The sequence below is a fragment of the Thioalkalivibrio sulfidiphilus genome (assembly GCF_000377945.1).
GTDB lineage: Bacteria > Pseudomonadota > Gammaproteobacteria > Ectothiorhodospirales > Ectothiorhodospiraceae > Thioalkalivibrio_A > Thioalkalivibrio_A sulfidiphilus_A.
On record NZ_KB898951.1, the window covers coordinates 1 to 20,544 of the forward strand.

Annotated in this window: 22 protein-coding genes; 6 read left to right on the forward strand and 16 right to left on the reverse strand. The window is 66.8% G+C overall.

Annotated elements, in window-relative coordinates; all coding sequences use genetic code 11:
• Positions 1 to 252: 252 nt before the first annotated feature.
• The 10 genes from D580_RS0111825 to D580_RS0111870 all read right to left on the reverse strand — a co-directional run bounded on the left by D580_RS0111825 (position 253) and on the right by D580_RS0111870 (position 8,811).
• Positions 253 to 1,041, reverse strand: coding sequence for a secretin N-terminal domain-containing protein (locus D580_RS0111825; protein ID WP_018954592.1), 789 nt, complete (start codon positions 1,039 to 1,041; stop codon positions 253 to 255).
• A 334-nt stretch (positions 1,042 to 1,375) separates the two neighbouring features.
• Positions 1,376 to 1,903, reverse strand: coding sequence for a hypothetical protein (locus D580_RS0111830; RefSeq protein ID WP_051081807.1), 528 nt, complete (start codon positions 1,901 to 1,903; stop codon positions 1,376 to 1,378).
• Complete coding sequence (locus D580_RS0111835; RefSeq protein ID WP_026289940.1) at positions 1,866 to 2,351, reverse strand: GNAT family N-acetyltransferase; 486 nt, start codon at positions 2,349 to 2,351, stop codon at positions 1,866 to 1,868. The genes D580_RS0111830 and D580_RS0111835 overlap by 38 nt, the downstream gene beginning before the upstream one ends.
• 183 nt (positions 2,352 to 2,534) lie before the next feature.
• Positions 2,535 to 3,173: a chalcone isomerase family protein gene (locus D580_RS0111840; RefSeq protein ID WP_018954595.1), complete on the reverse strand. Its 639-nt coding sequence runs from the start codon at positions 3,171 to 3,173 to the stop codon at positions 2,535 to 2,537.
• A complete protein-coding gene (locus D580_RS0111845) occupies positions 3,166 to 3,495 on the reverse strand; it encodes a VOC family protein (protein ID WP_018954596.1) in 330 nt (109 codons plus the stop codon). Before D580_RS0111845 ends, D580_RS0111840 begins: the two co-directional genes overlap by 8 nt.
• The gene (locus tag D580_RS0111850) at positions 3,492 to 4,040 is read right to left on the reverse strand and encodes a DUF3833 domain-containing protein (RefSeq protein ID WP_038043669.1); all 549 of its coding nucleotides are present in this window, start codon (positions 4,038 to 4,040) and stop codon (positions 3,492 to 3,494) included. Before D580_RS0111850 ends, D580_RS0111845 begins: the two co-directional genes overlap by 4 nt.
• Positions 3,961 to 5,367 carry an MFS transporter gene (locus D580_RS0111855; RefSeq protein WP_026289942.1) on the reverse strand — a complete coding sequence of 469 codons (1,407 nt, stop codon included), beginning with the start codon at positions 5,365 to 5,367 and terminating at the stop codon, positions 3,961 to 3,963. Before D580_RS0111855 ends, D580_RS0111850 begins: the two co-directional genes overlap by 80 nt.
• 113 nt (positions 5,368 to 5,480) lie before the next feature.
• Positions 5,481 to 6,704: an SAM-dependent methyltransferase gene (locus D580_RS0111860; RefSeq protein ID WP_018954599.1), complete on the reverse strand. Its 1,224-nt coding sequence runs from the start codon at positions 6,702 to 6,704 to the stop codon at positions 5,481 to 5,483.
• A complete protein-coding gene (locus D580_RS0111865) occupies positions 6,704 to 7,477 on the reverse strand; it encodes a DUF1365 domain-containing protein (RefSeq protein ID WP_018954600.1) in 774 nt (257 codons plus the stop codon). Before D580_RS0111865 ends, D580_RS0111860 begins: the two co-directional genes overlap by 1 nt.
• Complete coding sequence (locus tag D580_RS0111870) at positions 7,474 to 8,811, reverse strand: NAD(P)/FAD-dependent oxidoreductase (protein ID WP_018954601.1); 1,338 nt, start codon at positions 8,809 to 8,811, stop codon at positions 7,474 to 7,476. Before D580_RS0111870 ends, D580_RS0111865 begins: the two co-directional genes overlap by 4 nt.
• Before the next feature lie 147 nt (positions 8,812 to 8,958).
• On the opposite strand from D580_RS0111870, the gene D580_RS0111875 reads away from it, so the two are divergent.
• The 3 genes from D580_RS0111875 to folE all read left to right on the forward strand — a co-directional run bounded on the left by D580_RS0111875 (position 8,959) and on the right by folE (position 10,932).
• Positions 8,959 to 9,492 (forward strand): glutathione peroxidase, encoded by a 534-nt coding sequence (locus tag D580_RS0111875; RefSeq protein WP_018954602.1) that lies wholly within the window; start codon positions 8,959 to 8,961, stop codon positions 9,490 to 9,492.
• Positions 9,489 to 10,280: a DUF3429 family protein gene (locus D580_RS0111880; protein WP_026289945.1), complete on the forward strand. Its 792-nt coding sequence runs from the start codon at positions 9,489 to 9,491 to the stop codon at positions 10,278 to 10,280. The genes D580_RS0111875 and D580_RS0111880 overlap by 4 nt, the downstream gene beginning before the upstream one ends.
• Positions 10,281 to 10,392: 112 nt before the next feature.
• A complete protein-coding gene (gene folE / locus D580_RS0111885) occupies positions 10,393 to 10,932 on the forward strand; it encodes a GTP cyclohydrolase I FolE (protein ID WP_231363546.1) in 540 nt (179 codons plus the stop codon).
• Between the two features lie 210 nt (positions 10,933 to 11,142).
• Here the strand turns inward: folE and D580_RS0111890 are convergent, their stop codons facing one another.
• From D580_RS0111890 to D580_RS0111905, 4 genes are read right to left on the reverse strand one after another with little or no spacing between them, the layout of a single operon-like run.
• Positions 11,143 to 12,594, reverse strand: coding sequence for a cryptochrome/photolyase family protein (locus D580_RS0111890; protein ID WP_018954605.1), 1,452 nt, complete (start codon positions 12,592 to 12,594; stop codon positions 11,143 to 11,145).
• On the reverse strand, positions 12,594 to 13,340 hold the full coding sequence (locus tag D580_RS0111895; protein ID WP_018954606.1) for an SDR family NAD(P)-dependent oxidoreductase: 747 nt from the start codon (positions 13,338 to 13,340) through the stop codon (positions 12,594 to 12,596). The genes D580_RS0111890 and D580_RS0111895 overlap by 1 nt, the downstream gene beginning before the upstream one ends.
• Positions 13,337 to 14,911, reverse strand: a complete 1,575-nt coding sequence (locus D580_RS0111900) for a cryptochrome/photolyase family protein (protein WP_026289946.1) — start codon at positions 14,909 to 14,911, stop codon at positions 13,337 to 13,339. The genes D580_RS0111895 and D580_RS0111900 overlap by 4 nt, the downstream gene beginning before the upstream one ends.
• Positions 14,889 to 15,848: a MerR family transcriptional regulator gene (locus D580_RS0111905; protein WP_018954608.1), complete on the reverse strand. Its 960-nt coding sequence runs from the start codon at positions 15,846 to 15,848 to the stop codon at positions 14,889 to 14,891. The genes D580_RS0111900 and D580_RS0111905 overlap by 23 nt, the downstream gene beginning before the upstream one ends.
• 79 nt (positions 15,849 to 15,927) lie before the next feature.
• On the opposite strand from D580_RS0111905, the gene D580_RS0111910 reads away from it, so the two are divergent.
• The 3 genes from D580_RS0111910 to D580_RS0111920 all read left to right on the forward strand — a co-directional run bounded on the left by D580_RS0111910 (position 15,928) and on the right by D580_RS0111920 (position 19,308).
• Entirely contained in the window at positions 15,928 to 16,677 is a 750-nt protein-coding gene (locus tag D580_RS0111910) for an SDR family NAD(P)-dependent oxidoreductase (RefSeq protein ID WP_018954609.1), read from the forward strand.
• Entirely contained in the window at positions 16,674 to 17,120 is a 447-nt protein-coding gene (locus tag D580_RS0111915) for a nuclear transport factor 2 family protein (RefSeq protein WP_018954610.1), read from the forward strand. Before D580_RS0111910 ends, D580_RS0111915 begins: the two co-directional genes overlap by 4 nt.
• Positions 17,121 to 17,421: 301 nt before the next feature.
• The gene (locus tag D580_RS0111920) at positions 17,422 to 19,308 is read left to right on the forward strand and encodes a thioredoxin domain-containing protein (RefSeq protein ID WP_018954611.1); all 1,887 of its coding nucleotides are present in this window, start codon (positions 17,422 to 17,424) and stop codon (positions 19,306 to 19,308) included.
• Positions 19,309 to 19,412: 104 nt separating this feature from the next.
• Here the strand turns inward: D580_RS0111920 and D580_RS0111925 are convergent, their stop codons facing one another.
• Together D580_RS0111925 and D580_RS0111930 are read right to left on the reverse strand one after the other, a co-directional pair.
• Positions 19,413 to 19,904 carry a DUF302 domain-containing protein gene (locus D580_RS0111925; RefSeq protein ID WP_018954612.1) on the reverse strand — a complete coding sequence of 164 codons (492 nt, stop codon included), beginning with the start codon at positions 19,902 to 19,904 and terminating at the stop codon, positions 19,413 to 19,415.
• A gap of 111 nt (positions 19,905 to 20,015) precedes the next feature.
• Positions 20,016 to 20,543, reverse strand: a complete 528-nt coding sequence (locus D580_RS0111930) for a C40 family peptidase (protein ID WP_018954613.1) — start codon at positions 20,541 to 20,543, stop codon at positions 20,016 to 20,018.
• Position 20,544: the final 1 nt, after the last annotated feature.

Here is a 20,544-nt window from a genome sequence, read left to right on the forward strand (position 1 = left end):
CAGGCCACGGACGGCCTGTCAGCCGACCTCCCCGGAACGCCCCCGCGCGCAGGGCACCCCGCAGGGGCGAGAAAGTCGGGTGTCTTTTCTTTGGTTACTTTCTTTGGACAAGCAAAGAAAGTAACCCGAGCCCCGTGCAACGGGGATCGGAAGCCTTTGATCTTGATTCCGTTTGGGAGTGTCAGCCAACAACACAACTGTTTGCCAGGCACGGTCGATAAACTCACGCATGGCCAAAACAAACGCAAGTCACTATCCCTCAACATCCACCTTCACCAAAACCGCCCCCGCATCCCGATCCCTGCTCCGCTGCGTGCCGATGATCCGCTGATCATCCACACGCGATCTCCCGACTGTGCCACCCAGATCCACCCATTCTCCGGGCTCGATCGTCACCACGGTCTCAAGCCCGCGGGTCTCGATCCGCCCGCCACCGGCAGGGCTCTCCCGCTCGGCGATCTGAACGATGTGCAGGCGGACCCGTCCATCGGGCATGAGATGCGGCGTGACCACGAAACCACGGTCGAGGCCCTGGTAGTCCACGCCACCGACCAGCGTGCCGTCGCGGCGCAGGTAGGCGATGGTGGCCATGGGGATCACCTCCCCTTCGCGGATGTGGGCCTGCTGGCCCTCCTGGACACGCACCCATTGCTCGCCGTTGCGGCGGGTGGTGGTGTAGCGGCGCACCACGCGGCCCTGGGCATCGATTTCACCGGCGGGATCGATGCGTTGCTGGTCGCGCTGAGCACTGTCCTCTACACGTACCGTGAGGCGCAGCTGGCGCACGGGCTGGTCCAATTCGGCGATCACTTCGCGGATCTGGTTCAGGCGGCCGGGGCTGGTGCGCACGATCAGGCGATAGCCGGTGCCGGTCAGGGCATCCCGCGGGCCGAGCAGGGGCTGGATGTGAGGCATCAGTTCATCGGCGCTGCGGTGCTGCAGCTGGATGATCTCGATGGGCACCTTGTCGTCCGTCTCGGCCTGTACGACACCGCTCCAGAGCATGGGCATAAGCAGCAGTAAGAGGGAGATGTGTTTCATCGTTTCGTGTTACCGGGATGGATTGGGTGGTATCTCCTGGGCTCGTCGTCGTAATGCCTCAAAGAAACAGAAGTGCGTTGACAGGATTCACATGATTAACATGAATAAAGGCCCGGAAGTTTTTAACAGGCTGTTGAAAAACCCTCGGGCGGCGCCATGCAGCGTTGGAAAGCGGCTCAAAATGCTCATGTACCCGCATGTACACTGCGCTTTTTCGCCGCTTTCCGCCTTGCCTTACATCCGCCGGAGGCTTTTTCAACAGCCTGTTAATCCTCTAAATCATGTTAATCCTGTCCATTGCTTTTTCTTTGAAGTCCGTCCGGACCCGGGTGTGTCAGATCTTCAGCCGGCGCAGTTCCGGGTCGGGCATGGCGTGGGTCCAGAAGGTGCGGAAGCGTCCTTCCAGGGTCTGCACCCGGGGTGGGGCGTAGGCATCCGCCATGGCCACGGGGTCGGCGGCGCGGCGCTGGTGCAGGTAGCCGCCGCTGTCGATGAGCACCATGGACTCATCCAGTCTGGTCTCGTCAGGCGGTTGACGGCGCAGGTGGATGCGGCTGCTGATGCGCAGTGCCAGATCGACCAGGCGGTGTCCGCCGCTTGGCAGGCTGCGGCTGTCCTGGATCAGGATGCGCACGTCCGCATGGCGGCTGCGCCGGGCCAGGGCCGAGACGGCGTCCACCAGGTCGGGGTCGTTGTAGATGAAGGCGTCGAGATCTGGGCTCAGGATCCAGAGACGCCTGCGGGCCTCTGCGACCCGGTGATGAATGAACTGACGGATGGCCTCAAGGCCTTCCAGGCGCACGAGGCCGGATTCCCGGTCGGTGCTATCGGGGTTCGAGTTCGGATTCCGTTTCAGGGGCATGGCATTCGATCCTTTTGACCATGCGGATGTGAGGGATGCCGGCATCCATGAAGACCTCGCCGGTCTGCTGGAAGCCTGCCTTGGCATAGAACGCGCTCGCATGGCACTGGGCGTTCAGTTCCACTTTAACCATGCACAGTTCCTTTGCAAGCTTGATGGCCGCATCCAGCAGTGCCATGCCGACACCGCGGCCCCGCCAGGCAGGGAGTACGGCCATGCGTCCGATGCGTCCGTCCGGAGCAAGGCGCGCAGCGCCGATGGGGTGGCCGCTGCTGTTTCTCGCCAGCAGGTGCAGGCAGGCGATATCCACGCCGTCGCGCTCAAGTTCCAGGGGCACGCCCTGTTCTTCCACGAAGACCGGTTCGCGGACGCTGCGAAGCGCCCCGGCATCCCGGGGCCAGAGGGCCTCGCTCACCGTGAAATCCCTAGGGACGGTGTGACGGGGCATGGAGGGTCTGTCTTCTTTATTCGGCATCGGCGCGTAGGGTCCGTGTCGGTTTGGGCTGGGAACATCCTAGACATTGCACCCTTGTGTCAATACTGACCGGGGTCAAGTGATCGTTGGATGGTGTCAACGGAGCCGACAAGCGGATGCTGCAGTGCACACTACGGCACCGTGCGGTGCATCACATTACTGACCCAGCAAGGCGTTGCGCAGGTTGCTGGACAGGGGCTCATCGCCCAGCCAGATGCTGAAGTAGGCCCGCGCGAAATCCCGGCCTTCCACGGTGACCAGTGGCTCGCCGTTGAGGCGCAGCACCGTGCCCTGGTCGGGCAGGTACTCCATCACGTAGCGATCGCCGGGGCGCACGCTGCGGTAGGCATCGTGCAGCTGGCGTATACGGGGTCCCAGGGCCTGAAGTTCCTCGGCGCTGAGCTGTCTCTCGAGGATGGTGTTGGCGGCAAGCACCAGGTCGGAGGCCTTGATGTCCACGAAGTACTCGATCTCCAGGCGCTTGGGCTCGCCACGCTCGAGCAGGCTTGAGGCGGGCACGCCCTCGGGGCCGTAGAGTCCGGCGCCGTAGACGCGGATGAACACCGCGTAGCGGGCCAGCCCGGTACCTTTGAGCTCCAGGGTCTTGCCTGCCTCGTTCTGTAACTGGGTCGGGAACCGGGCATCGCCCACGGTGACCACGCTGGCCTGCGCCGGCAGGGTCGGGATCAGGAACAGCAGCAGTGCAGCGACGAACAGGATCATGCGGTCCGTGCAGGTGCTGCGATTGGGCTGCGCGAGCGTCCGCGCGCGCATGTAGGTATGCAGGCTAGACATAGGCGTTGTCCTCCAGGATCTCGACAGCGTTGCCTTCGCTGTCCTTGAGATAGATGGATGCGGTGCCGTCCCGGTGCGTCTTGAGTTCACCGAAGCTTCTGGCATTGGGATGCACCACGCCGATGTGCGGCGGGTGCTGTCCGGGGACCACCAGGGCGAGACTGGTGTTGGCGAATTTCAGCAGTGCCCAGGTCTCGTCCTGATAGGCGATGCGCACCCGGAACTGGTTGCGGTACCAGTCCACCGCCCGCGCCACGTTCTCCACCGGAATGGCCACGTGGTGGAGGGCGTCCAGATCCGCGTCGAAGACCTTTTGTTTCATGTGTCGTGTCCCTCCTTCTTGAAGAACAGGGTGACCTCACCGAGACGGATGCCGAACTTGCTCATCTCGGCACGGTTGATGAGCACGCCGTCCTCGTGCATGAACATCCAGTCGTTGAAGTTCACGCGCCAGGTGCGCTCTCCCACTTCAAGCATCAGGGTATAGCGGAAGTTGAATGCCTGGCCATAGAGCACGCCGGTGGCGACGCCGTCCACGTCGTCGGCACGGCCCTCGAAGCGATGTTCGTCCAGGCGCCTGAGACGCCACACGCGCCGGCTTTCCTCGCCGTCGCTGTAGATGAAGTCTTCTTCCAGCACCAGTTCGTCGCCGTCCATGTAGCCGAGGATGTCCACGGTGAACTGGCGACGGATCTTGCCGCTGCGATCCTGGAAGATGCCCCAGGCGCGCACCTGGCCGGTGAAGTAGGCCTCCAGGTCCAGGGTCGGGGTGGTGTCGCGGAAGTCCTCAGGCTTCATGCTGGCGCACCCGCTGAACAGGGCCGAGACGAGCAGCAGCAGGAGAAGACGGCGAAGGGATCGGCTCATGGGGAGACTCCGTGGCGGTGTCGAGGTGATCGCGCAGACGCGCGTGGGCGCCCGCATCGATGGGAAAACGCCACACCAGGGCGGTGGCGGCGAGCTTGAGCAGCACCGGCAGTCCCGCGTAGAGCAGGGCCAGCCACATCAGGGCCGAGGCGCTGTTCTCGGCGCCGGCATCGAATCCGGCCAGCTGCAGCAGCGGGAAGGCGATACCCACAGCCAGCGCCAGGGCGAGCTTGGTAGCCATGCCCCAGAGACCGAAGAACACCCCCGCGCGCTCGCCGCCGCCGTTGGCGGTATCCAGGTCCACCACGTCCGCCTGGATGGCCGAGGGCAGGGCCAGGTCCACGCCCAGGCTCAGGCCCGACAGCAGGCAGATCACGGCGAAGGCCCACACCTGCCCCTCGGACAGGAACGGCACCCACAGGAACACGGCGCAGGCCCAGAGCATGGACAGGGTCCAGGTGCGGTGCTTGGAGGTCACCCGTGCCAGGCGCAGCCACAGGGGCAGGGACAGCACCCCAGCGGCGAAGTAGACGAGCAGCAGCAGGCCGGCCATCTCCGGTGCGCCCAGCACATGGCCCACGAACAGCAGGAACAGGGTGGCGGGCAGGGCGTTGGCCGTGCCGTTGAGCACGTAGGCCAGCAGCAGGCGCTTGAACGGGGCGTTGCCCAGCAGGATGCGCCAGCCCTCGGACCAGGCCACGGGGGCACGCCGACGTTCTGGTTCGCGCACCCGCCAGAAGAGCATCAGCAGGCTCGCGGGGATCAGGACCCAGAGCCACAGGGCGAGACTGGCGAGCGTCGCGCCGGTGTCCTCGCCGTGGCCCAGCAGCACCGGGGCGGCGGCGGCCAGCAGGGTGCCTGCGATCACGAATCCCTCGCGGCTCGCGGCGATGCGCGAGCGCTGGTGGTAGTCGGGGGACAGCTCGGCACCCCAGGCGGTGTAGGGCAGGGCCACCAGGGTCCAGCCCAGGTAGGTGATGAGACTGAACACCAGCAGGTAAGTCGTGCCCGGAGATCCCGCCGGCAGGAACAGGAATGTCACGCCGATCAGCAGCAGCGGCGCACCGGCCAGCATCCACAGCTTGCGTCGGCCGAATCGTGATCGTGTGTGGTCACTCAGATGGCCTACCAGCGGGTCGGTGATCACGTCGAACAGGCGCGCCACCAGCAGCACCGCGCCCACGGCGGCAAGCCCGAGCCCGAACGCCTGGGCATAGAAGGCGGGCAGGAACACGTACAGTGGCAGCCCGAGCACGGCCAGCGGCAGACCCGGCAGGCCGTAGGCCAGCAGGGTGGTCGTGTTCACAGTGTCAGGCTGTGTGCTCATGGCTCATGCTGTGTCTTGGAAGCCTTACCGCAAAGTGCGCGAAGGTATGCGCGAAGCTCGCCAAGGAATGATTGATTGAAAAAACTTCGCGCCCTTCGCGGTCAAGCTTTTCATCAAGCCGGCTTGTGCAGAAGCACCTGCATCAGATCCGTGCGCCCGGTCCGGAAGCCCGCCTCGCAGTAGCTCAGGTAGTAGCGCCAGGTGCGCAGGAAGCGCTCGTCGTAGCCGAGCGCCGGCAGCACGTCGGCGTGGGCCATCACCTGGCGGTGCCACCGGGCCAGGGTCTCGGCGTAGTCCAGGCGGTGGAAGCTCTGGGCGCCCACATCCAGGCCCGCGGCCTCGGCCGCGGCGTTGAAGCGCTCCACCGAGGGCAGCATGCCGCCGGGGAAGATGTAGAGCTGGATGAAGTCGGCGGACTTGCGGTAGCGCTCGAACACCGCCTCGTCGATGGTGATCACCTGCAGGGCGGCCCGCCCTGCGGGGCGCATGACCCGCTCCACGGTCTGGAAGTAGGTGGGCCAGTACTGCTCGCCCACGGCCTCGAACATCTCGATGGACACCACGTGGTCGAACTGCTCATCCAGATCCCGATAGTCCTGCAGGCGCAGGTCGACGCGATCGGACAGACCGGCGGCGGCGATGCGCTGTTGCGCGAAGGCCAGCTGCTCCCTGGAGAGGGTCAGGCCGGTGACCCGGTAGCCCTGGCGGGCGGCCAGTTCGGCGAAACCACCCCAGCCGCAACCGATCTCCAGGATGTGGGCGCCGGGCTCGGCATCGAGGCTGTCCAGCAGGCGCTGGTACTTGCGCGTCTGGGCGGTCTCCAGGGCCTCGTCCCTGGCCGCGAATATGGCGCTGGAGTAGGTCATGGTGCCGTCCAGCCAGAGCTTGTAGAACTCGTTGCCCAGGTCGTAGTGGAAGGATATGTTTGCGCGGCTGCCGCGCTTGCTGTTGCGGTTCATCAGGTGACGCAGTCTGCCCATGAAGGCGCTCAGCCGGTTGACCTCGATCACGCCGGACAGGCGGTGCTCGTTCATGGCGCCCAGGGTGAGCAGGGCGCTCAGGCACGGTGTGCTCCACTCTCCCTGCATATAGCCTTCCGCGAAACCGATGTCGCCCCGTGTGAGCAGGCGGCGCAGCAGCCGCAAGGGACGGTGGATCTGGATGCTGGCGGAGGGGCCCGTGTGCTCGCCGGTGAGGGTGTGGCGATTACCATCGGCGGCGATCAGGGTCAGTTCGCCGTACTCCAGCTGTCCCAGGCGGCTGACCAGCCAGCGCAGGGGCAGGGGCAGCTTGGGAATGCTCAGTGCGGAGGCAACGCGGTCGGATGGCGTGGACATCAGGACATCTCCTCTCGGGGCGGGGCGGGCTTGCTGTGGTATCGGGCGCCCTTGAGCCAGATCTTCAGGGCCTGCCAGTGGATCATGGTGATGACCTTGAAGGTCATCAGCGGCATGCGCAGCCAGGTGCGCAGCAGCTGTGTGTCGGTGAACGGGCGAGCCTCGCCGGTCTGGGTGGCGACCAGCATCAGCTCGCCCTGCTGGTATTCGTGGATCAGTACCCGCAGCTTCTCGTCGGGCACGGAGATGCGGAAACGGTACTCGGCGTCCATGTCGATGAACGGCGAGACGTGGAAGATCTTGTCCCGCTGCTGCCGCACCGGGTTCTGCATGGGCCGGCCCGCCTCGTGCAACAGATAGTGGTGGTGTTCGCCGAAGGTGTTGCTCACCTCGCAGATCACCGCGCGCAGGCTGCCGTCGCGGTGATGGCAGAACCACACGCTCAGGGGGTTGAAGGCATAGCCCAGTACCCGGGGCATGCACAGCAGCCGGATCGCCCCACCCTCCAGGCGGATGCCGTGTTCCGCGAGCTTCGCCTCCACCCAGGGGCGCCAGGGGTTGCCGTCCCGGGGGCCGTGATCGCGGCTGCGCACGCTCAGCAGGTTGAAGCGCTCGAAGGAGAACAGGCGTGATTCCCGGCTGGTCTCCTCCAGGCGGTCGATGTCCAGGAGCAGGCTGAACACCGGGTACACGAAGCGATAACCCACGGGGAAACGACGCTGGTGCATCACCTGCGTGTGGTAGATGCGAGCTGCGGGCTGGGCGGTGTTCACGCCGCCGCCACCCGGTCGGGCCGGGCCTGAACGTGCGCAGGCTCGCGGGATTCGCCGAGCCACGGCGGACTCACGCCCAGGCGCCAGGCCACCGTCTCGGCGGACTTGAGCCCGTCCTCGTGGAAACCGTAGCCGCACCAGGCACCGCAGAACCACAGGCGGTCCGCGCCCTGGATGCCCGGCACCCGTTTCTGTGCGGCCATGGCGGCGGCATCGAACACCGGGTGCTGGTAGGTCATCTCGCGGATGATGGTTTCCTCCCGGGGTTCGGTGAGCGGGTTCAGGCTCACCAGGTAGGGGCCCTCGTTCTCCGGCAGGCGGTGCAGGCGGTTCATCCAGTAGGTCACGGAGACCTGCGGGCTGCCGTCACCGAAATCCTTGGCCAGGTAGTTCCAGGAGGACCACACCGCCCGGCGCCTGGGCATCAGGCGGGCATCGGTGTGCAGCAGGGTGCGGTTGGGCTGGTAGCGGAAGGCCCCCAGCACCTGGCGCTCCGCCTCCGTCGGGTTCTCGATCAGGGACAGGGTCTCGTCCGCGTGGCTGGCCATGACCACTTGGTCGAAGCGTTCCACCCGGCCATCTGCGCAGCGCACGTGTACCCCGTCGGGCCGGCGGCGCACCTGTACCACCGGGGAGCCGGTGTGCACGTCCCCGTTGAAGGTGTCCAACATGCGGCGCACGTACACGCGGCTGCCGCCGGTGACGGTGCGCCACTGGGGCCGGTCGGTGACGTTGAGCAGCCCGTGATTGCGGAAGAAGTTCAGGAACGAGATGAGCGGAAAGTCCAGCATCTGCCGGGTGGGGCAGGACCAGATGGCTGCGGCCATGGGCAGCAGGTAATCATCCCGGAAGCCGGCGCCGTAGCCTTCGGTGAACAGGTAGTCCCCCAGGCTCACGTCCGGCACCCAGTTGGTCTCCAGCAGTTCCTTGCCGTGGCGGTTGAAGCGCAGGATGTCGCGCACCATGCGCAGGAAGCGCGGCCGCACCAGGTTGCCGCGCTGGGCGAACAGGGTGTTGAGATTGGTGCCCGCGTACTCCATGCGCCCGTCGCCGATCGAGGCGCTGAAGGACATGTCCGTGTCCTGGGAGGCGATGCCCAGGTGGCGGAACAGGCTGGTGAGCTCCGGGTAGTTGTGCTCGTTGAACACCACGAAGCCGGTGTCCACCGGCACCGGACCCCGGGGGCTGTCCACCGTCAGGGTGTTGCTGTGGCCGCCCACGTATTCATTGCGCTCGAACAGGGTGACCTGGTGGCGCTTGTCCAGCAGCCAGGCGCTGGCCAGACCGGAAATGCCGCCGCCGATGACTGCGATGCGGGAATCTGCGTGGATCATGGGACGCTCCTGGGCGTGGGGTTATGGCCGTGTAGAAAGCCGATGCAATACTTATACACCATCTGTACAATTTTTGTAAATTGGTGTACAACTATCTCGTGCTCGAGACCCGGGGTCTCAGATGAAGGAGTGATTGCCATGCGCCGAATGAGCTTGCTTGCGATCCTGACGCTGCTGCTGGCGATGCCCGCCGCGCAGGCCGCCTGTCCCGACTACCTGGACGTGAACAAGCGCCCCCTGACCGGGGGCGAGGCCCTCAACCTGTGCGAGACCTATCGCGGTCAGGTGCTGCTGGTGGTCAACACCGCCAGCAAGTGCGGCTACACCCGCCAGTTCGAGGGCCTGGAGGCCCTGTACGCCCGCTACCAGGACCGCGGGCTGGTGGTGATGGGCTTCCCCTCCAATGACTTCGGTGGCCAGGAGCCGGGTACCGAGGAGCAGATCCTGGAGTTCTGCCGCCTGACCTACGGGGTGCAGTTCCCCATGTTCGAGAAGACCCATGCCGCCCGGGGGCAGGCTGATCCCCTGTACCGGGGGCTGGCCCGGGAGGCGGGGGAGTTTCCGGCCTGGAACTTCCACAAGTACCTGATCGACCGTGAGGGCCGCGTGGTGGGCAGCTTCCCGAGCCGGGTGACCCCGGAGGATCCTGCCTTGATCCGGGCCATCGAGGCGCTTCTGTGAGCGCACAGGCCCCCGTTCATCCTGCAGGCCACAGCCCTGCCGCATGGGTGGACGAGGCCCTGTCGGGCGCGGAGGTGGTGATCTTCCGCTCCCGGCTCACGGATGTGCGGCCGCTCAAGACCTGGCTCTCCCGGCACCCAGAGGTGCGGGTGCGGGAGGTGCTGATGGAGATGGGTAGCGGCGAGCAGCGTGAGCGTTTCCAGGGGCTCAAGGCACGCACGCACTGGGAGACCCTGCCCCAGATCTTCATCAACGGACAGTTCGTGGGCGGGCAGGTGGAATTCTTCGGCCATCCGCTGGTGACCGGACGGGACGTGACCCCGGCGACCCCCGGGGCCTCCCTGCCGTCGGCCGCCCTGGTCAAGGCCCTGGGCTACGCGGGACTCGTGCCCTTCGGAGTGGGTCTGCTGATGCTGCTGTTCGGGATGCCGCTGCCCCGGTCCTCTGCCGGCGCCTGGCTGGTCGCCTACGGCGCGGTGATCGCCACCTTCCTGGGGGCGGTGCACTGGGGACAGGCCCTGGCCGGACGCTTCCCGGCGAGGCAGGCGGGCAGGGCCATGGTCTGGGCCGTGGTGCCATCCATCCTGGCCTGGCTGACGCTGCTGTTGCCGGTGATCTGGGCCCTGCCCCTGCAGGTGGTCCTGTTCGCCCTGATCCTGGCGGTGGACGGCCGTTTCGGTGCGCAGCTGGGCTGGCCCGGGTATTATCGCCGCTTGAGACTTATCCTGAGTGCGGCAGTCATGATTATCCTGGCCACGGCATGGCTGATTCTGTTGGTAACCCCTTAAACGCATCAGGAGTGAGACGACGATGAAAGCACAAGCGAAGGAATACCTGATGAGCCATCACGACTGCTGCGAGCAGGAAGACGATTTCCCGAGTGCCGATGCCGAACAGCGCATGGCCGAGGACTACACCCGCATCATTCGCGGCCTTGGGGAGGATCCCGATCGCAACGGCCTGATCGGTACCCCGCTGCGCGCGGCCCGGGCCATGTCCTACCTGACCCGCGGTTATCACCAGAGCCTCGACGAGCTGGTCAACGGCGCCCTGTTCGAGACCGACAACGACGAGATGGTGCTGGTGCGCGACATCGAGTTCTATTCCCTGTGCGAGCACCACCTGCTGCCCTTCCTGGGCCGCTGCCACGTAGCCTACCTGCCCAAGGGCAGGGTGATCGGCCTGTCCAAGATCGCCCGCATCGTGGACATGTTCGCCCGCCGCCTGCAGATCCAGGAGACCCTCACGCGACAGATCGCCGAGGCCATCGAGTCGGTGACCGACGCCCGGGGCGTGGCGGTGGTCATGGAGGCAAAGCACATGTGCATGATGATGCGCGGCGTGGAGAAGCAGAACTCCACCATGACCACCTCCATGATGACCGGCACCTTCCGCAACGATGCCCGCACCCGGGCGGAATTCATGGGCTTGATTCGTTGAGGCGGGAAGCCAGAGGCGTGAGGGGTTAGGCGAAAGGCGAAAGGCGAAAGGCGCTTTGCCACAGAGGGCACAGAGGTCACAGAGATAATGCATTGATGCAGGAGGCCCGACCTCGGGCCGAACGGCGGTGGTCAGCCGGGCATCGATGTTCGGGGCGAGGTCACCCCTCCTACATGGGTTTTCCCTCTGTGACCTCTGTGCCCTCTGTGGCTAAAAATCATCCTTCATCCCTTTGATCACCTCCCACATCTCCAGCGCCTGCCGGCGGCTTTCCGCGAGATCAACGATGGGCCGGGGATAGTTGCCACCCAGGCGTACACCCGCCGCCTTGAGGATCGCCTCCGGCGCCTCCCAGGGCCTGTGGATGTATTTGACCGGCAGCTTCGCCAGTTCCGGCACCCACTGGCGCACGTAGTCGCCGTTAGGGTCGAAGCGTTCGCCCTGAAGCACGGGATTGAACACCCGAAAGTAGGGTGCGGCGTCGGCGCCGCAGCCGGCGGTCCATTGCCAGCCCAGGGTGTTGCTGGCCAGGTCCGCGTCCACCAGGGTGTCCCAGAACCAGCGGGCCCCGGTGAGCCAGTGGGCGCCCAGGTTCTTGGTGAGCAGGGAGGCGACGATCATGCGCACCCGGTTGTGCATCCAGCCGGTGGCCCACAGGGCGCGCATGGCGGCGTCCACCAGGGGGATGCCGGTGCGGCCCCGTTGCCAGGCCCGCAGTGTCTCTTCGTCCAGTTTGCGCCAGGGCAGCTTGAGAAAGCGCGGGTCCAGGGGCTCGTCGCTGGTCCGGGGGAAGTGGTAGAGCAGGTGATGGGCGAACTCCCGCCAGCCGATCTCGCGCAGGAAGCTGTCGATGCCCTTGTGGGCCGCCTTGCCGCCATGCCGGTCCTTGGCCACCTGGCAGGCGGCGGCCGCCTGGCGGGGGCCGAGCTCGCCGAAGTGCAGGTAGGGGGAGAGGCGTGAACTGCCGTCCCGGTCGGGGCGGTTGCGCATCTCGTCGTAGTCCGCCACCGCCTCGTCCATGAAATCCGCAAGGCGCGCCAGGGCACCCGCCTCGCCGGGCTGCCAGAGTTCGGTAAAGCCTACGGCCCAGTCCAGTTCGGGCAACAATCCGAGGGATTCGAGGGTCTCGCTCGGGGGAAGGGTGGCGGGGGTCCTGATGTGCTTGGGAGCAGGGGTCACGTCCACCGGCACGCCCAGTCCCAGGCAGGCCTTCCAGAAGGGGGTGAACACCTTGTAGGGGGCGCCGTCTTGCTTGGCCACCGTCCAGGGCTCGAACAGCAGGGCGGCATTGAAGCTCTCTGCCCGGATGCCCTGATCCCGCAGTTGCTGCTTGATGCCGGTGTCCCGGGCAATCAGCGCCGGTTCGTAGAGCCGGTTCCAAAGCACCTGTTGGGCCCCCGTCTCCCGGATCAGGCCCTGCAGGGTCTCAAGACTCGCACCCTGGCGGATGACGAGATCCGCTCCCCGGGCGCGCAGGTCTTCGCCCAGGGCCGCAAGGCTGTGGTGCAGCCACCAGAGGCTCGCGCCGCCGGGTGCCCAGTCGCCTTCCTCCTGCGGGGCGTGGATGTAGACGGGGATCACCTCGCCGTCTTCCAGCGCCCGGGCCAGCGCCGGGTTGTCGGTCAGGCGCAGGTCGCGCCGGAACCAGAGCAGGGTCCGCATCACCGGGCCCTCACCATGGGGCGCACGGCGGTGAAGCCGCCGTCCACGGGCAACACCTGGCCGGTGATCCAGTCGGCTTCCTCGCAGACCAGCCAGCAGGCGGCCCGGGCCAGGTCCTCGGCGGCGCCGTAGCGGCCCAGGGGGTATTGGGCGCGGATCTGTTCCTCCGCCGTCTGGGCGGAGAACAGCCGCTCCGTGGCCGCCGTGCGGGTCAGGCCCGGGGCGATGGCGTTGATGCGGATGCCCTGGGGGGCATAGGTGGCGGCCGCCGAGCGCACCAGGGCCTCGATGCCGCCCTTGGCCATGGCGATGGCCTCGTGGTTGGAGACGCCCACCCGGGCCACCACGGAGCTGACCAGCACCACCTTGCCCGGCCGTTTCGCCGTAAGCAGCGCCTGCACATAGGCGCGCAGGGTGAAGAAGGCGCTGTCCAGGTTGGCGGCCAGGGTCTGGCGATAGGTGTCTTCGTCGGTGCGGTGCAGGGGGGCGAGCAGGGTGCTGCCCACGGCGTGGATCAGGGCGTCGGGTGGTGCGCCGAAGGTCTCCATGCAGGCGGCGAGCGCCTGCTCCGCGCCCGCGCCGGTGGAGACGTCTGCCTGGATGGGCAGGAACTGTTCGGATGCGCCGGACAGGCGTGCGGCATCCCGGCTCACGCCGGCCACCCGCCAGCCCCGGGACTGCAACAGGGTGGTGGCGGCCTGGCCGAGTCCGCCGGCGGCGCCGGTGATCAGTGCGGTGCGGGTCATGTTCGGTCTCCGGTGAGGGTTGTGCGGATGTCTTGAGCTTTCTGGCGGATGGCCGCCAGGCGCTCGGGGGAAAGTCGGTCCAGGTTGCGCCACTGCAACGCGGTGCGCGGATGCTTCGAGAACCTCGCCCGGTGCCGGTCCAGGAAGTCCCAGTACAGGGTGGTGAACGGGCAGGCCTGCTCGCCCAGGGCCTCCTGCGGTTGGTAGCGGCAGTGCTCGCAGTAGTTGCTCATGCGTTTGATGTACTGGCCCGAGGCCACGTAGGGCTTGGAGGCCATGCGCCCGCCGTCGGCGTACTGGGACATGCCCAAGGTGTTGGGCAACTCGACCCATTCCACCGCGTCCACGTACACCGCCAGGTACCATTCATGGAGCGCCCGGGGTCTGACACCCAGCAGCTGGGCGAACAGGCCGGTGACCATGAGCCGCTGGATGTGGTGGGCATAGCCGAGTTCGAGCGTCTGGCCCAGGGTCTCGGCCAGGCAGCGCATGTCCGTCTCCCCGGTCCAGTAGAAGCCGGGCAGATCCTCCCCGGCCTCCAGCGCGTTCCATTCAAGCCACTCGGGCATGTGCTGCCAGTACAGGCCGCGCACGTACTCACGCCAGCCCAGGACCTGGCGAATGAAACCCTCCACCGAGGCGAGCGGCGCACGGCCATCCCGCCAGGCGGCCTCGGCGGCCTCGATCACCTCCCGGGGGGAGATGAGCTTGAGGTTCAGGGCCGCGCTGATGCGCGCGTGGTAGAGCCAGGGCTCGCCGGTCCACAGGGCATCCTGGTAGGGGCCGAAGGCAGGCAGGCGGAGGTCGAAGAAGTCCTTGAGCGCCGCCCGGGCCTGTTCCGGGGTGATCGGCCAGTCGAAGGCCCGAAGCGATCCCGGGTGGTCGGGGAAATGGCGTTCCACGTCCGCCATGGCCTCACGGGTCAGGGCATCGGGTTCGAAGCCCAGGGGTGCCGGCAGCATCCCGGGTCCGGTCTTGGGCAGGGGCTTGCGGTTCTCGGTGTCGAAGTTCCAGCGGCCGCCGGCGGGCTGGCCGTCTTCCATGAGCACGCCCAGCTGTTCGCGCACGTGGCGGTAGAAATGTTCCAGCCGGGTCTGTTTGCGCCGCCCGGCCCAGTGCCTGAACGTCTCCAGCGAGACGAGAAAGTGTGCGTCTTCCCGGATCTCCAGGGGCACGCCGGCCGCCTCGCAGACCCGGGTCAGGGACTGTAGCACCCGATGGTCGCCGGGCTGGGTGAGGATCACCCTCTCGGGGCGCAGTCGCGCCAGGTCCGCGCCCAGGGCCCCGGCGAGCGAGCCATGGGGATGGTGGCCGAGGCGGTGATACACCAGGGGCCGGCCGGCCTGCCGGCAGGCGTCCCGGAAGTGGCGCATGGCGGCCAGGAACAGGGTGGAGCGGGCCTTGTGGGACCAGACGTGGGTGGACTCTTCGGCCACCTCCGCCATCCACAGGCAGTCACGGGCGGAATCCAGCTCGATGAGCGGACGCGCGCGAGGGTCGAGCTGGTCACCCAGCACGACGATCAGGTGTCTGATTGGCGGACCAAACTCAGACCTGGACGAGGCTTCCATGAAGCCGTCTCGCGGCCTTGTCCGGCTCGGTGCCCAGGGACTGGGCGCCGATGAGTTCCAGGGCGGGCGGCAGCGGGTCGAAGCCGGGACCCATGGCGAACACCGGCAGGCGCTCGCCACCCGCCTCGGCGCCGGGCCAGTGGGCCAGCCGGGCGCTGTGCTGCAGGGGGCTGTCGCTGTAGAGCACGATGGCGCTGGCGCCGGCGCGCCGTGCCAGGGCTTCGAGCCCGGCCACCGGGGCCCCCGTGGTGAGCAGGTGCGCATGGATGCCCCGTTGTGCCGAAGCCAGGGCGAACAGCAGCAGGCCCAGGTCGCCCGGGGATTCGTGCATCGGCACGGCGAGCACGCGCAAGGCATCGGCACTGCACTGCTGATGGCGCAGGCGGGTGTCCAGGGTCTGGCGCAGCCAGCGGTTGAGGAAGGCCAGTTCGGCACCGGCCACCACGTCCGTGACAGGGCGTTCCTGGAGCATGCGCTGCAGGGGCAGGGCCAGCTGCTGGATGACCGTCTCCAGGGAGAACAGTGACAGGGCGTCTTCCCAGGTGGCGCTCATGGCGGGGACATCCAGGCTGCCGATGGCCTCGCGCAGACGCATGCGGTACTCGTTCCAGCCGCGGCTTTCGCGTCCCGGCGGCGGGGTCTGCGGCGCAGCCGTGCTCTCGGCGGGCGGGGTCTCGGTGCTCTCCAGCAGTTGTCCCACCTGGCCGATGGATACGCCCTGATCAAGCAGTCGCAGAACCCGGTTGATGAGTTCGATGTCCTCGCCGCTGTAGAGGCGGTGGCCCTTGGGTGTGCGCTTGGGTCGAATCAGGCCATAGCGGCGCTCCCAGGCGCGCAGGGTCACGGGATGAACGCCCGTCAGTGCACACACCGTGCGGATGGGGAACAGCCCTTCCTCGGTCGGCAGGTCTTCAATGGAGTCCGTGGTGATCGCCATGGAAATAATTGTACAACAATTGTATAAAGGGTCCAGTGTTTCGCGTACAAATATTTTACAGGTAATCCGGAGGGTTTCCATGGAATCACCCGTGGCATGGCTGATCGGCGCGAGCAGCGGCATTGGCGCCGAGCTGGCGCGGCGCCTGGCCGAGGCCGGCTGGCAGGTGGCGCTGACCGCCCGGCGGGCGGAGCGCCTGGAGGCCCTGTGCCAGGCATCGCCTTCGCAGTTATACAGTTTTCCCGGGGATGTCACCGACCCGGAGGGGCTCTCTGCCCTGGCTGCGCGTATCGAGGCGGAACTGGGGCCGGTCGAACTCTGCATCCTCAACGCCGGCGACTACGAGCCCATGGGTCTGGACGACTTCGATGTCAACCTGTTCCGACGGCTCATGGAGGTGAACTACCTGGGCGTGGTCCATGGCCTGGCCGCCGTGATGCCCGCCATGCGTGCCCGGGGGCGGGGACAGATCCTGATCACCGCGAGTCTGGCCGGTTACCGGGGGCTGCCCCGGGCCGCGCCCTACGGGGCCACCAAGGCGGCGCTGATCAGCCTGGCGGAATCCCTGCAGCCGGAACTGGCCGCCGAGGGGGTGCGCCTGCGGGTGATCAATCCGGGCTTCGTGAAGACCCCGCTCACGGACAAGAACCGCTTCGAGATGCCCTTCCTCATGACTACGGAACAGGCCGCAGAGGCCATCATGAAGGGATTGCACAAGGATGCCTTCGAGATCCGCTTTCCCTGGCGTTTCGCCCTGATGATGGGCCTGCTGAGGCTGTTGCCCAACGGCCTCTACCTGCGCATCGCCCGGCGCATGGTGTCGGCATGAACGGCCCCGTGGATCTCGCCGAGCGGGTCCAGGACTATGCGGAGTTCTTCGCCACCCTGACGCCGCAATCCCTGGACAGGCTCGTTGAACTGTTCGCCCCCGATGCCTGCTTCAAGGACCCGTTCAACGACGTGACCGGCGTGCCCGCCATCCGCGCGGTGTTCGAGCACATGTACAGGGTCTGTCCGGCGCCCCGCTTCGAGGTGCGGGAGTGGGCCCTGAGCGGGCAGACCGCCTTCATCCGCTGGCGCTTCACCGACGGCCCTGCCGCCGGGCGGCGCATGGCCCTGGACGTGGACGGCATGAGCCGCGTGATGTTCGACGAGGCGGGCCGGGTGGTGGAGCACGTGGATTACTGGGACCCGGCGGCAGCGATCTATGATCGCATCCCGGTATTCGGCGCGCTGCTGCGAGCCTTGCGGCGTAAACTGTCCGCGGTGTGAACCCTGGCCGGATGCCGCATCAGGGCGGCCGACAGCTCTGTGTACGCCTCTATCGCGCGTAGGGCGGCCCGTGGCCGCCGTCAGCCGCAGTGTCGCGGTCAGCAGGCGGGCACGGCCCGCCTTATGTTTCTCCTGGAAGCCGGCGGCGTGAGACAGGTCGTGCGACCACAATCAACCGTAGGCCCCGCTGCCCGCAGTGCGGGAAGGATCCGGCCGTCTGGCGCGTCGGTTTACTGATAGAACAACACATACAGGCGCGAGCCACGTCCTCGTGCCACCACAGGACCACCGAGGAGTGTGCATGAATACCGTCCGACCCCTGTTTCTTGCCCTGTCCGCCCTGCTGTCCCTGGCGCTCGTCGCCCTGCCGGCCCAGGCCGAGACCCTGGGCATGGAAAACCGCATGGCCGAGAGCCCGTCGCCTTACCTGCGCCTGCACCAGGACGACCCGGTGCTCTGGCAGGCCTGGGAGGACGCCACCCTGGAACTGGCGCGGGAGAGCGACCGGCTCATGTTCGTGTCCGTGGGCTACTTCTCCTGCCACTGGTGCCACGTGATGCAGCGGGAGAGCTTCAAGAACGAGGGCATCGCCGCGCGCATCAACGCCGGTTTCGTGCCCGTGAAGGTGGACCGTGAGCTGGACGCGGCCCTGGACGCGCGCCTGATGAACTTCGTGCAGGTGACCCGCGGTTTCGGCGGCTGGCCCCTGAACGTGGTCCTCACCCCCGATGGTTATCCGCTGGTGGGCATCGTCTACATGCCCCCCGATGAGTTCGACGGTTTCATGGAACGGGTCCACGCCCACTGGATGTCCGACAAGGACAACCTGCGCGAGATCACCCGCCAGGCGGCCCTGGAACTGGCGCAGCTGGAACGGGCCCGGCAGGCCCCGGTGCAGGGCATCAACGTGGACGAACTGCTGGACCGCTTCATCAACGCCAGTCGCGGCCTGGCCGACAAGATGAGCGGCGGCTTCGGCAACCAGAGCAAGTTCCCCCAGGCGGCGCAGCTGCTGGCCCTGCTGGAGGCGCGCCAGTTGCGCGACGAGCCCTGGCTGGACGAGTTTCTGACGGTCACCCTGGACACCATGGCGAGCCAGGGGCTGCGGGATCATCTGGGCGGCGGTTTCTACCGCTACACCGAGGATCCGGGCTGGCAGGTGCCGCACTTCGAGAAGATGCTCTACGACAACGCCCTGCTGGCCGAGGTCTATCTGCGCGCCGCCGAGGTCTTCGGGCGCGAGGACTACCGACGGGTGGCCCTCGATACGGTGCATTTCATGATCGATGGCATGGCCACGGGCCGTGGAGATTACGTGGCCAGCCTGTCCGCCGTGGACGACCAGGACGTGGAGGGCGGCTACTACCTGTGGTCGCCGGAAGAGGTGCGCGGGATCATCGGCTACGAGGCCTGGCAGGTGGTGCAGCCCGCCTGGGGTTTCGACACCACGCCGATCCTCGAACATGGCCACCTGCCCATCGTTGCGCGCAGCGCGACCCAGGTGGCCGAACTGCTTGGCATGGAACAGGACCGGGTCGAGGCACTGCTGGAGCAGGCGCGCAGCCAGCTGATGGAGGCCCGGGCCTCACGGGTGCTGCCGGTGGATGACAAGGTGGTGGTGGCCTGGAACGGCCTGACCCTCTCGGCCCTGGCGGCGGCGGCCCCCCACGACCGGCGCGCCGCCGAGGCCGGCGCCGCCCTGCATGCACGCATGATCTCCGCCATGTGGCGCGACGGCGGCCTGCCCAGGGCCCTGGACGCCGCGGGCGCGCCGGTGGGCGAGGGCGAGCTGGAAGACTACGCTTTTGTGGCCCGCGGTCTCGCGGACTGGGCGGCGTTTACGGGTGATGAGAAGGTCTGGTCTCAGGCGAGCCTGGTTGCTGAGCGTGCCTGGCAGCTGTTCCACAACGACGATGGCTGGCGTCCCAGCCGTCAGCCGGTGCTGCCCGGCGCGCCGCGCCTGGTGCACCTCGAAGACACGCCCCTGCCGTCCACCAGCGCGAGCCTGAAGCGCACGACCGCCCGCATCCTGGACCAGGTGGAGCATCAGGGGCTCAGTGAGCGGTCGAGCCGCGCACCATCCAGCCTGACCCGCAACCTGGTGGAGACGCCGTTCGTGCATGCCAGCCAGATCCTGTATCTGCATGGCCTGGAAGGTGTTGATTCGAGTCCGTCTGGCGCGAACTGAGTGAAAAAACGAACCCCGCCGTATGGCGGGGTTCGTGAGTGTGGCTGCGTCACTCAACAAGGGACAGAGACTGTACTGTGCTTCAGTCCCTCTATATCTTGCCGTCAGAAGGCGTCCAGGGTCTCCTGAACGATCTCCTCCAGCAGTTCCTCCACGGCCATCAGACTTTCCCTGGAGGCATCGTCACCCACGGGAATGGGACGACGGTAGGAGACGTAGACCGTGTTCGGCTCCGCCTCGGTGACGTAGACCGCCACGATGTAGGGGCAGAACACGATGTTGTGGATGTCCGCCTCCATCATGCGCCGGGAGATCACCGCGCTGCAGAACTCCAGGGCCTCGCCTTCCTGGTACAGGGGCTTGCCGCCCACGTCGGCGGCGGTGCGCTTGAGCATGTTGCCGATGTAGGCCACGTTGTTGATCACGATGCCGCGGTTGGTGATGGCCATCTCCAGGGCCTCGCGGTAGGTGGCGAACTCCCCTTCGATGCTGTAGACGCGCATGTGCTCGGTCTCCAGCAGCGGTTCCTTGGCGAGGGAAGCCTGGGAGAACAGGCACAGGCAGGCGGCGAGGGCGATGAGGATTCTGGATTTCATGGTGACTCCGGAATGCAGGTTTTTTTGTGGGGTTATGAAGCGTTGGAACGTGTCGAACCTGGAGGGTTCCGGTCACGCTGATCCCGGTAGTTTAACCGTTTGCTGGCGGGATCAGTCCGGAAAGTAATGGCCCACGTGCAGCAGGCGGGGTGCCCAGTAGGGATTGTCCAGGCGCTCGATGCTCACGTGGCCGCCGGAGGAGGGGGCGTGCACGAACTGGCCGTTGCCCAGGTAGATGCTCACGTGGGAGGGCTTGTTGTCGTTGATGCGAAAGAACAGCAGATCTCCCGGCTGCCGGGCCTGGGCCGGTACCGGGCGTGCGTGGGCGGCCTGATCGCCGGTCTGCCGAGGCACGGGGATGCGTGCCGCCTGGTGGGCATACTGGACCAGGCCGCTGCAATCGAAGCCCCGGGGGGTGTCGCCACCAAATCGATAGGGTGTGCCCAGTTGCGCCAGCGCGGTGTTGATCACCTGCACCCGGGCCGGGTGAAGACTGGTTTGATCCGGCAGCACAGGAGGCAGGCTCGCGACAGGGCGCTGCGGCGCGGTGCTGGCGCAGGCGCCGAGCAGGCTGGCCAGCAGCAGGGCTGCGGCGAGACGCCCGACACCTGTCAGCCTTTTGAGCACCGGCGGTGCCATC

Excerpts from the sequence above, each read along its gene's own strand:
- D580_RS0111840 (WP_018954595.1), bottom strand. The coding sequence starts at position 3,173 with ATGTCTAGCCTGCATACCTACATGCGCGCGCGGACGCTCGCGCAGCCC.
- D580_RS0111890 (WP_018954605.1), bottom strand. The coding sequence starts at position 12,594 with ATGCGGACCCTGCTCTGGTTCCGGCGCGACCTGCGCCTGACCGACAAC.
- D580_RS0111870 (WP_018954601.1), bottom strand. The coding sequence starts at position 8,811 with ATGATCCACGCAGATTCCCGCATCGCAGTCATCGGCGGCGGCATTTCC.
- D580_RS0111900 (WP_026289946.1), bottom strand. The coding sequence starts at position 14,911 with ATGGAAGCCTCGTCCAGGTCTGAGTTTGGTCCGCCAATCAGACACCTG.
- D580_RS0111915 (WP_018954610.1), top strand. The coding sequence starts at position 16,674 with ATGAACGGCCCCGTGGATCTCGCCGAGCGGGTCCAGGACTATGCGGAG.
- D580_RS0111905 (WP_018954608.1), bottom strand. The coding sequence starts at position 15,848 with ATGGCGATCACCACGGACTCCATTGAAGACCTGCCGACCGAGGAAGGG.
- D580_RS0111925 (WP_018954612.1), bottom strand. The coding sequence starts at position 19,904 with ATGAAATCCAGAATCCTCATCGCCCTCGCCGCCTGCCTGTGCCTGTTC.
- D580_RS0111830 (WP_051081807.1), bottom strand. The coding sequence starts at position 1,903 with ATGCCCCTGAAACGGAATCCGAACTCGAACCCCGATAGCACCGACCGG.
- D580_RS0111855 (WP_026289942.1), bottom strand. The coding sequence starts at position 5,367 with ATGAGCACACAGCCTGACACTGTGAACACGACCACCCTGCTGGCCTAC.
- D580_RS0111850 (WP_038043669.1), bottom strand. The coding sequence starts at position 4,040 with ATGAGCCGATCCCTTCGCCGTCTTCTCCTGCTGCTGCTCGTCTCGGCC.
- D580_RS0111835 (WP_026289940.1), bottom strand. The coding sequence starts at position 2,351 with ATGCCCCGTCACACCGTCCCTAGGGATTTCACGGTGAGCGAGGCCCTC.
- D580_RS0111920 (WP_018954611.1), top strand. The coding sequence starts at position 17,422 with ATGAATACCGTCCGACCCCTGTTTCTTGCCCTGTCCGCCCTGCTGTCC.
- D580_RS0111930 (WP_018954613.1), bottom strand. The coding sequence starts at position 20,543 with ATGGCACCGCCGGTGCTCAAAAGGCTGACAGGTGTCGGGCGTCTCGCC.
- D580_RS0111910 (WP_018954609.1), top strand. The coding sequence starts at position 15,928 with ATGGAATCACCCGTGGCATGGCTGATCGGCGCGAGCAGCGGCATTGGC.
- D580_RS0111825 (WP_018954592.1), bottom strand. The coding sequence starts at position 1,041 with ATGAAACACATCTCCCTCTTACTGCTGCTTATGCCCATGCTCTGGAGC.
- D580_RS0111860 (WP_018954599.1), bottom strand. The coding sequence starts at position 6,704 with ATGTCCACGCCATCCGACCGCGTTGCCTCCGCACTGAGCATTCCCAAG.
- D580_RS0111875 (WP_018954602.1), top strand. The coding sequence starts at position 8,959 with ATGAGCTTGCTTGCGATCCTGACGCTGCTGCTGGCGATGCCCGCCGCG.
- D580_RS0111845 (WP_018954596.1), bottom strand. The coding sequence starts at position 3,495 with ATGAAACAAAAGGTCTTCGACGCGGATCTGGACGCCCTCCACCACGTG.
- folE (WP_231363546.1), top strand. The coding sequence starts at position 10,393 with ATGGCCGAGGACTACACCCGCATCATTCGCGGCCTTGGGGAGGATCCC.
- D580_RS0111895 (WP_018954606.1), bottom strand. The coding sequence starts at position 13,340 with ATGACCCGCACCGCACTGATCACCGGCGCCGCCGGCGGACTCGGCCAG.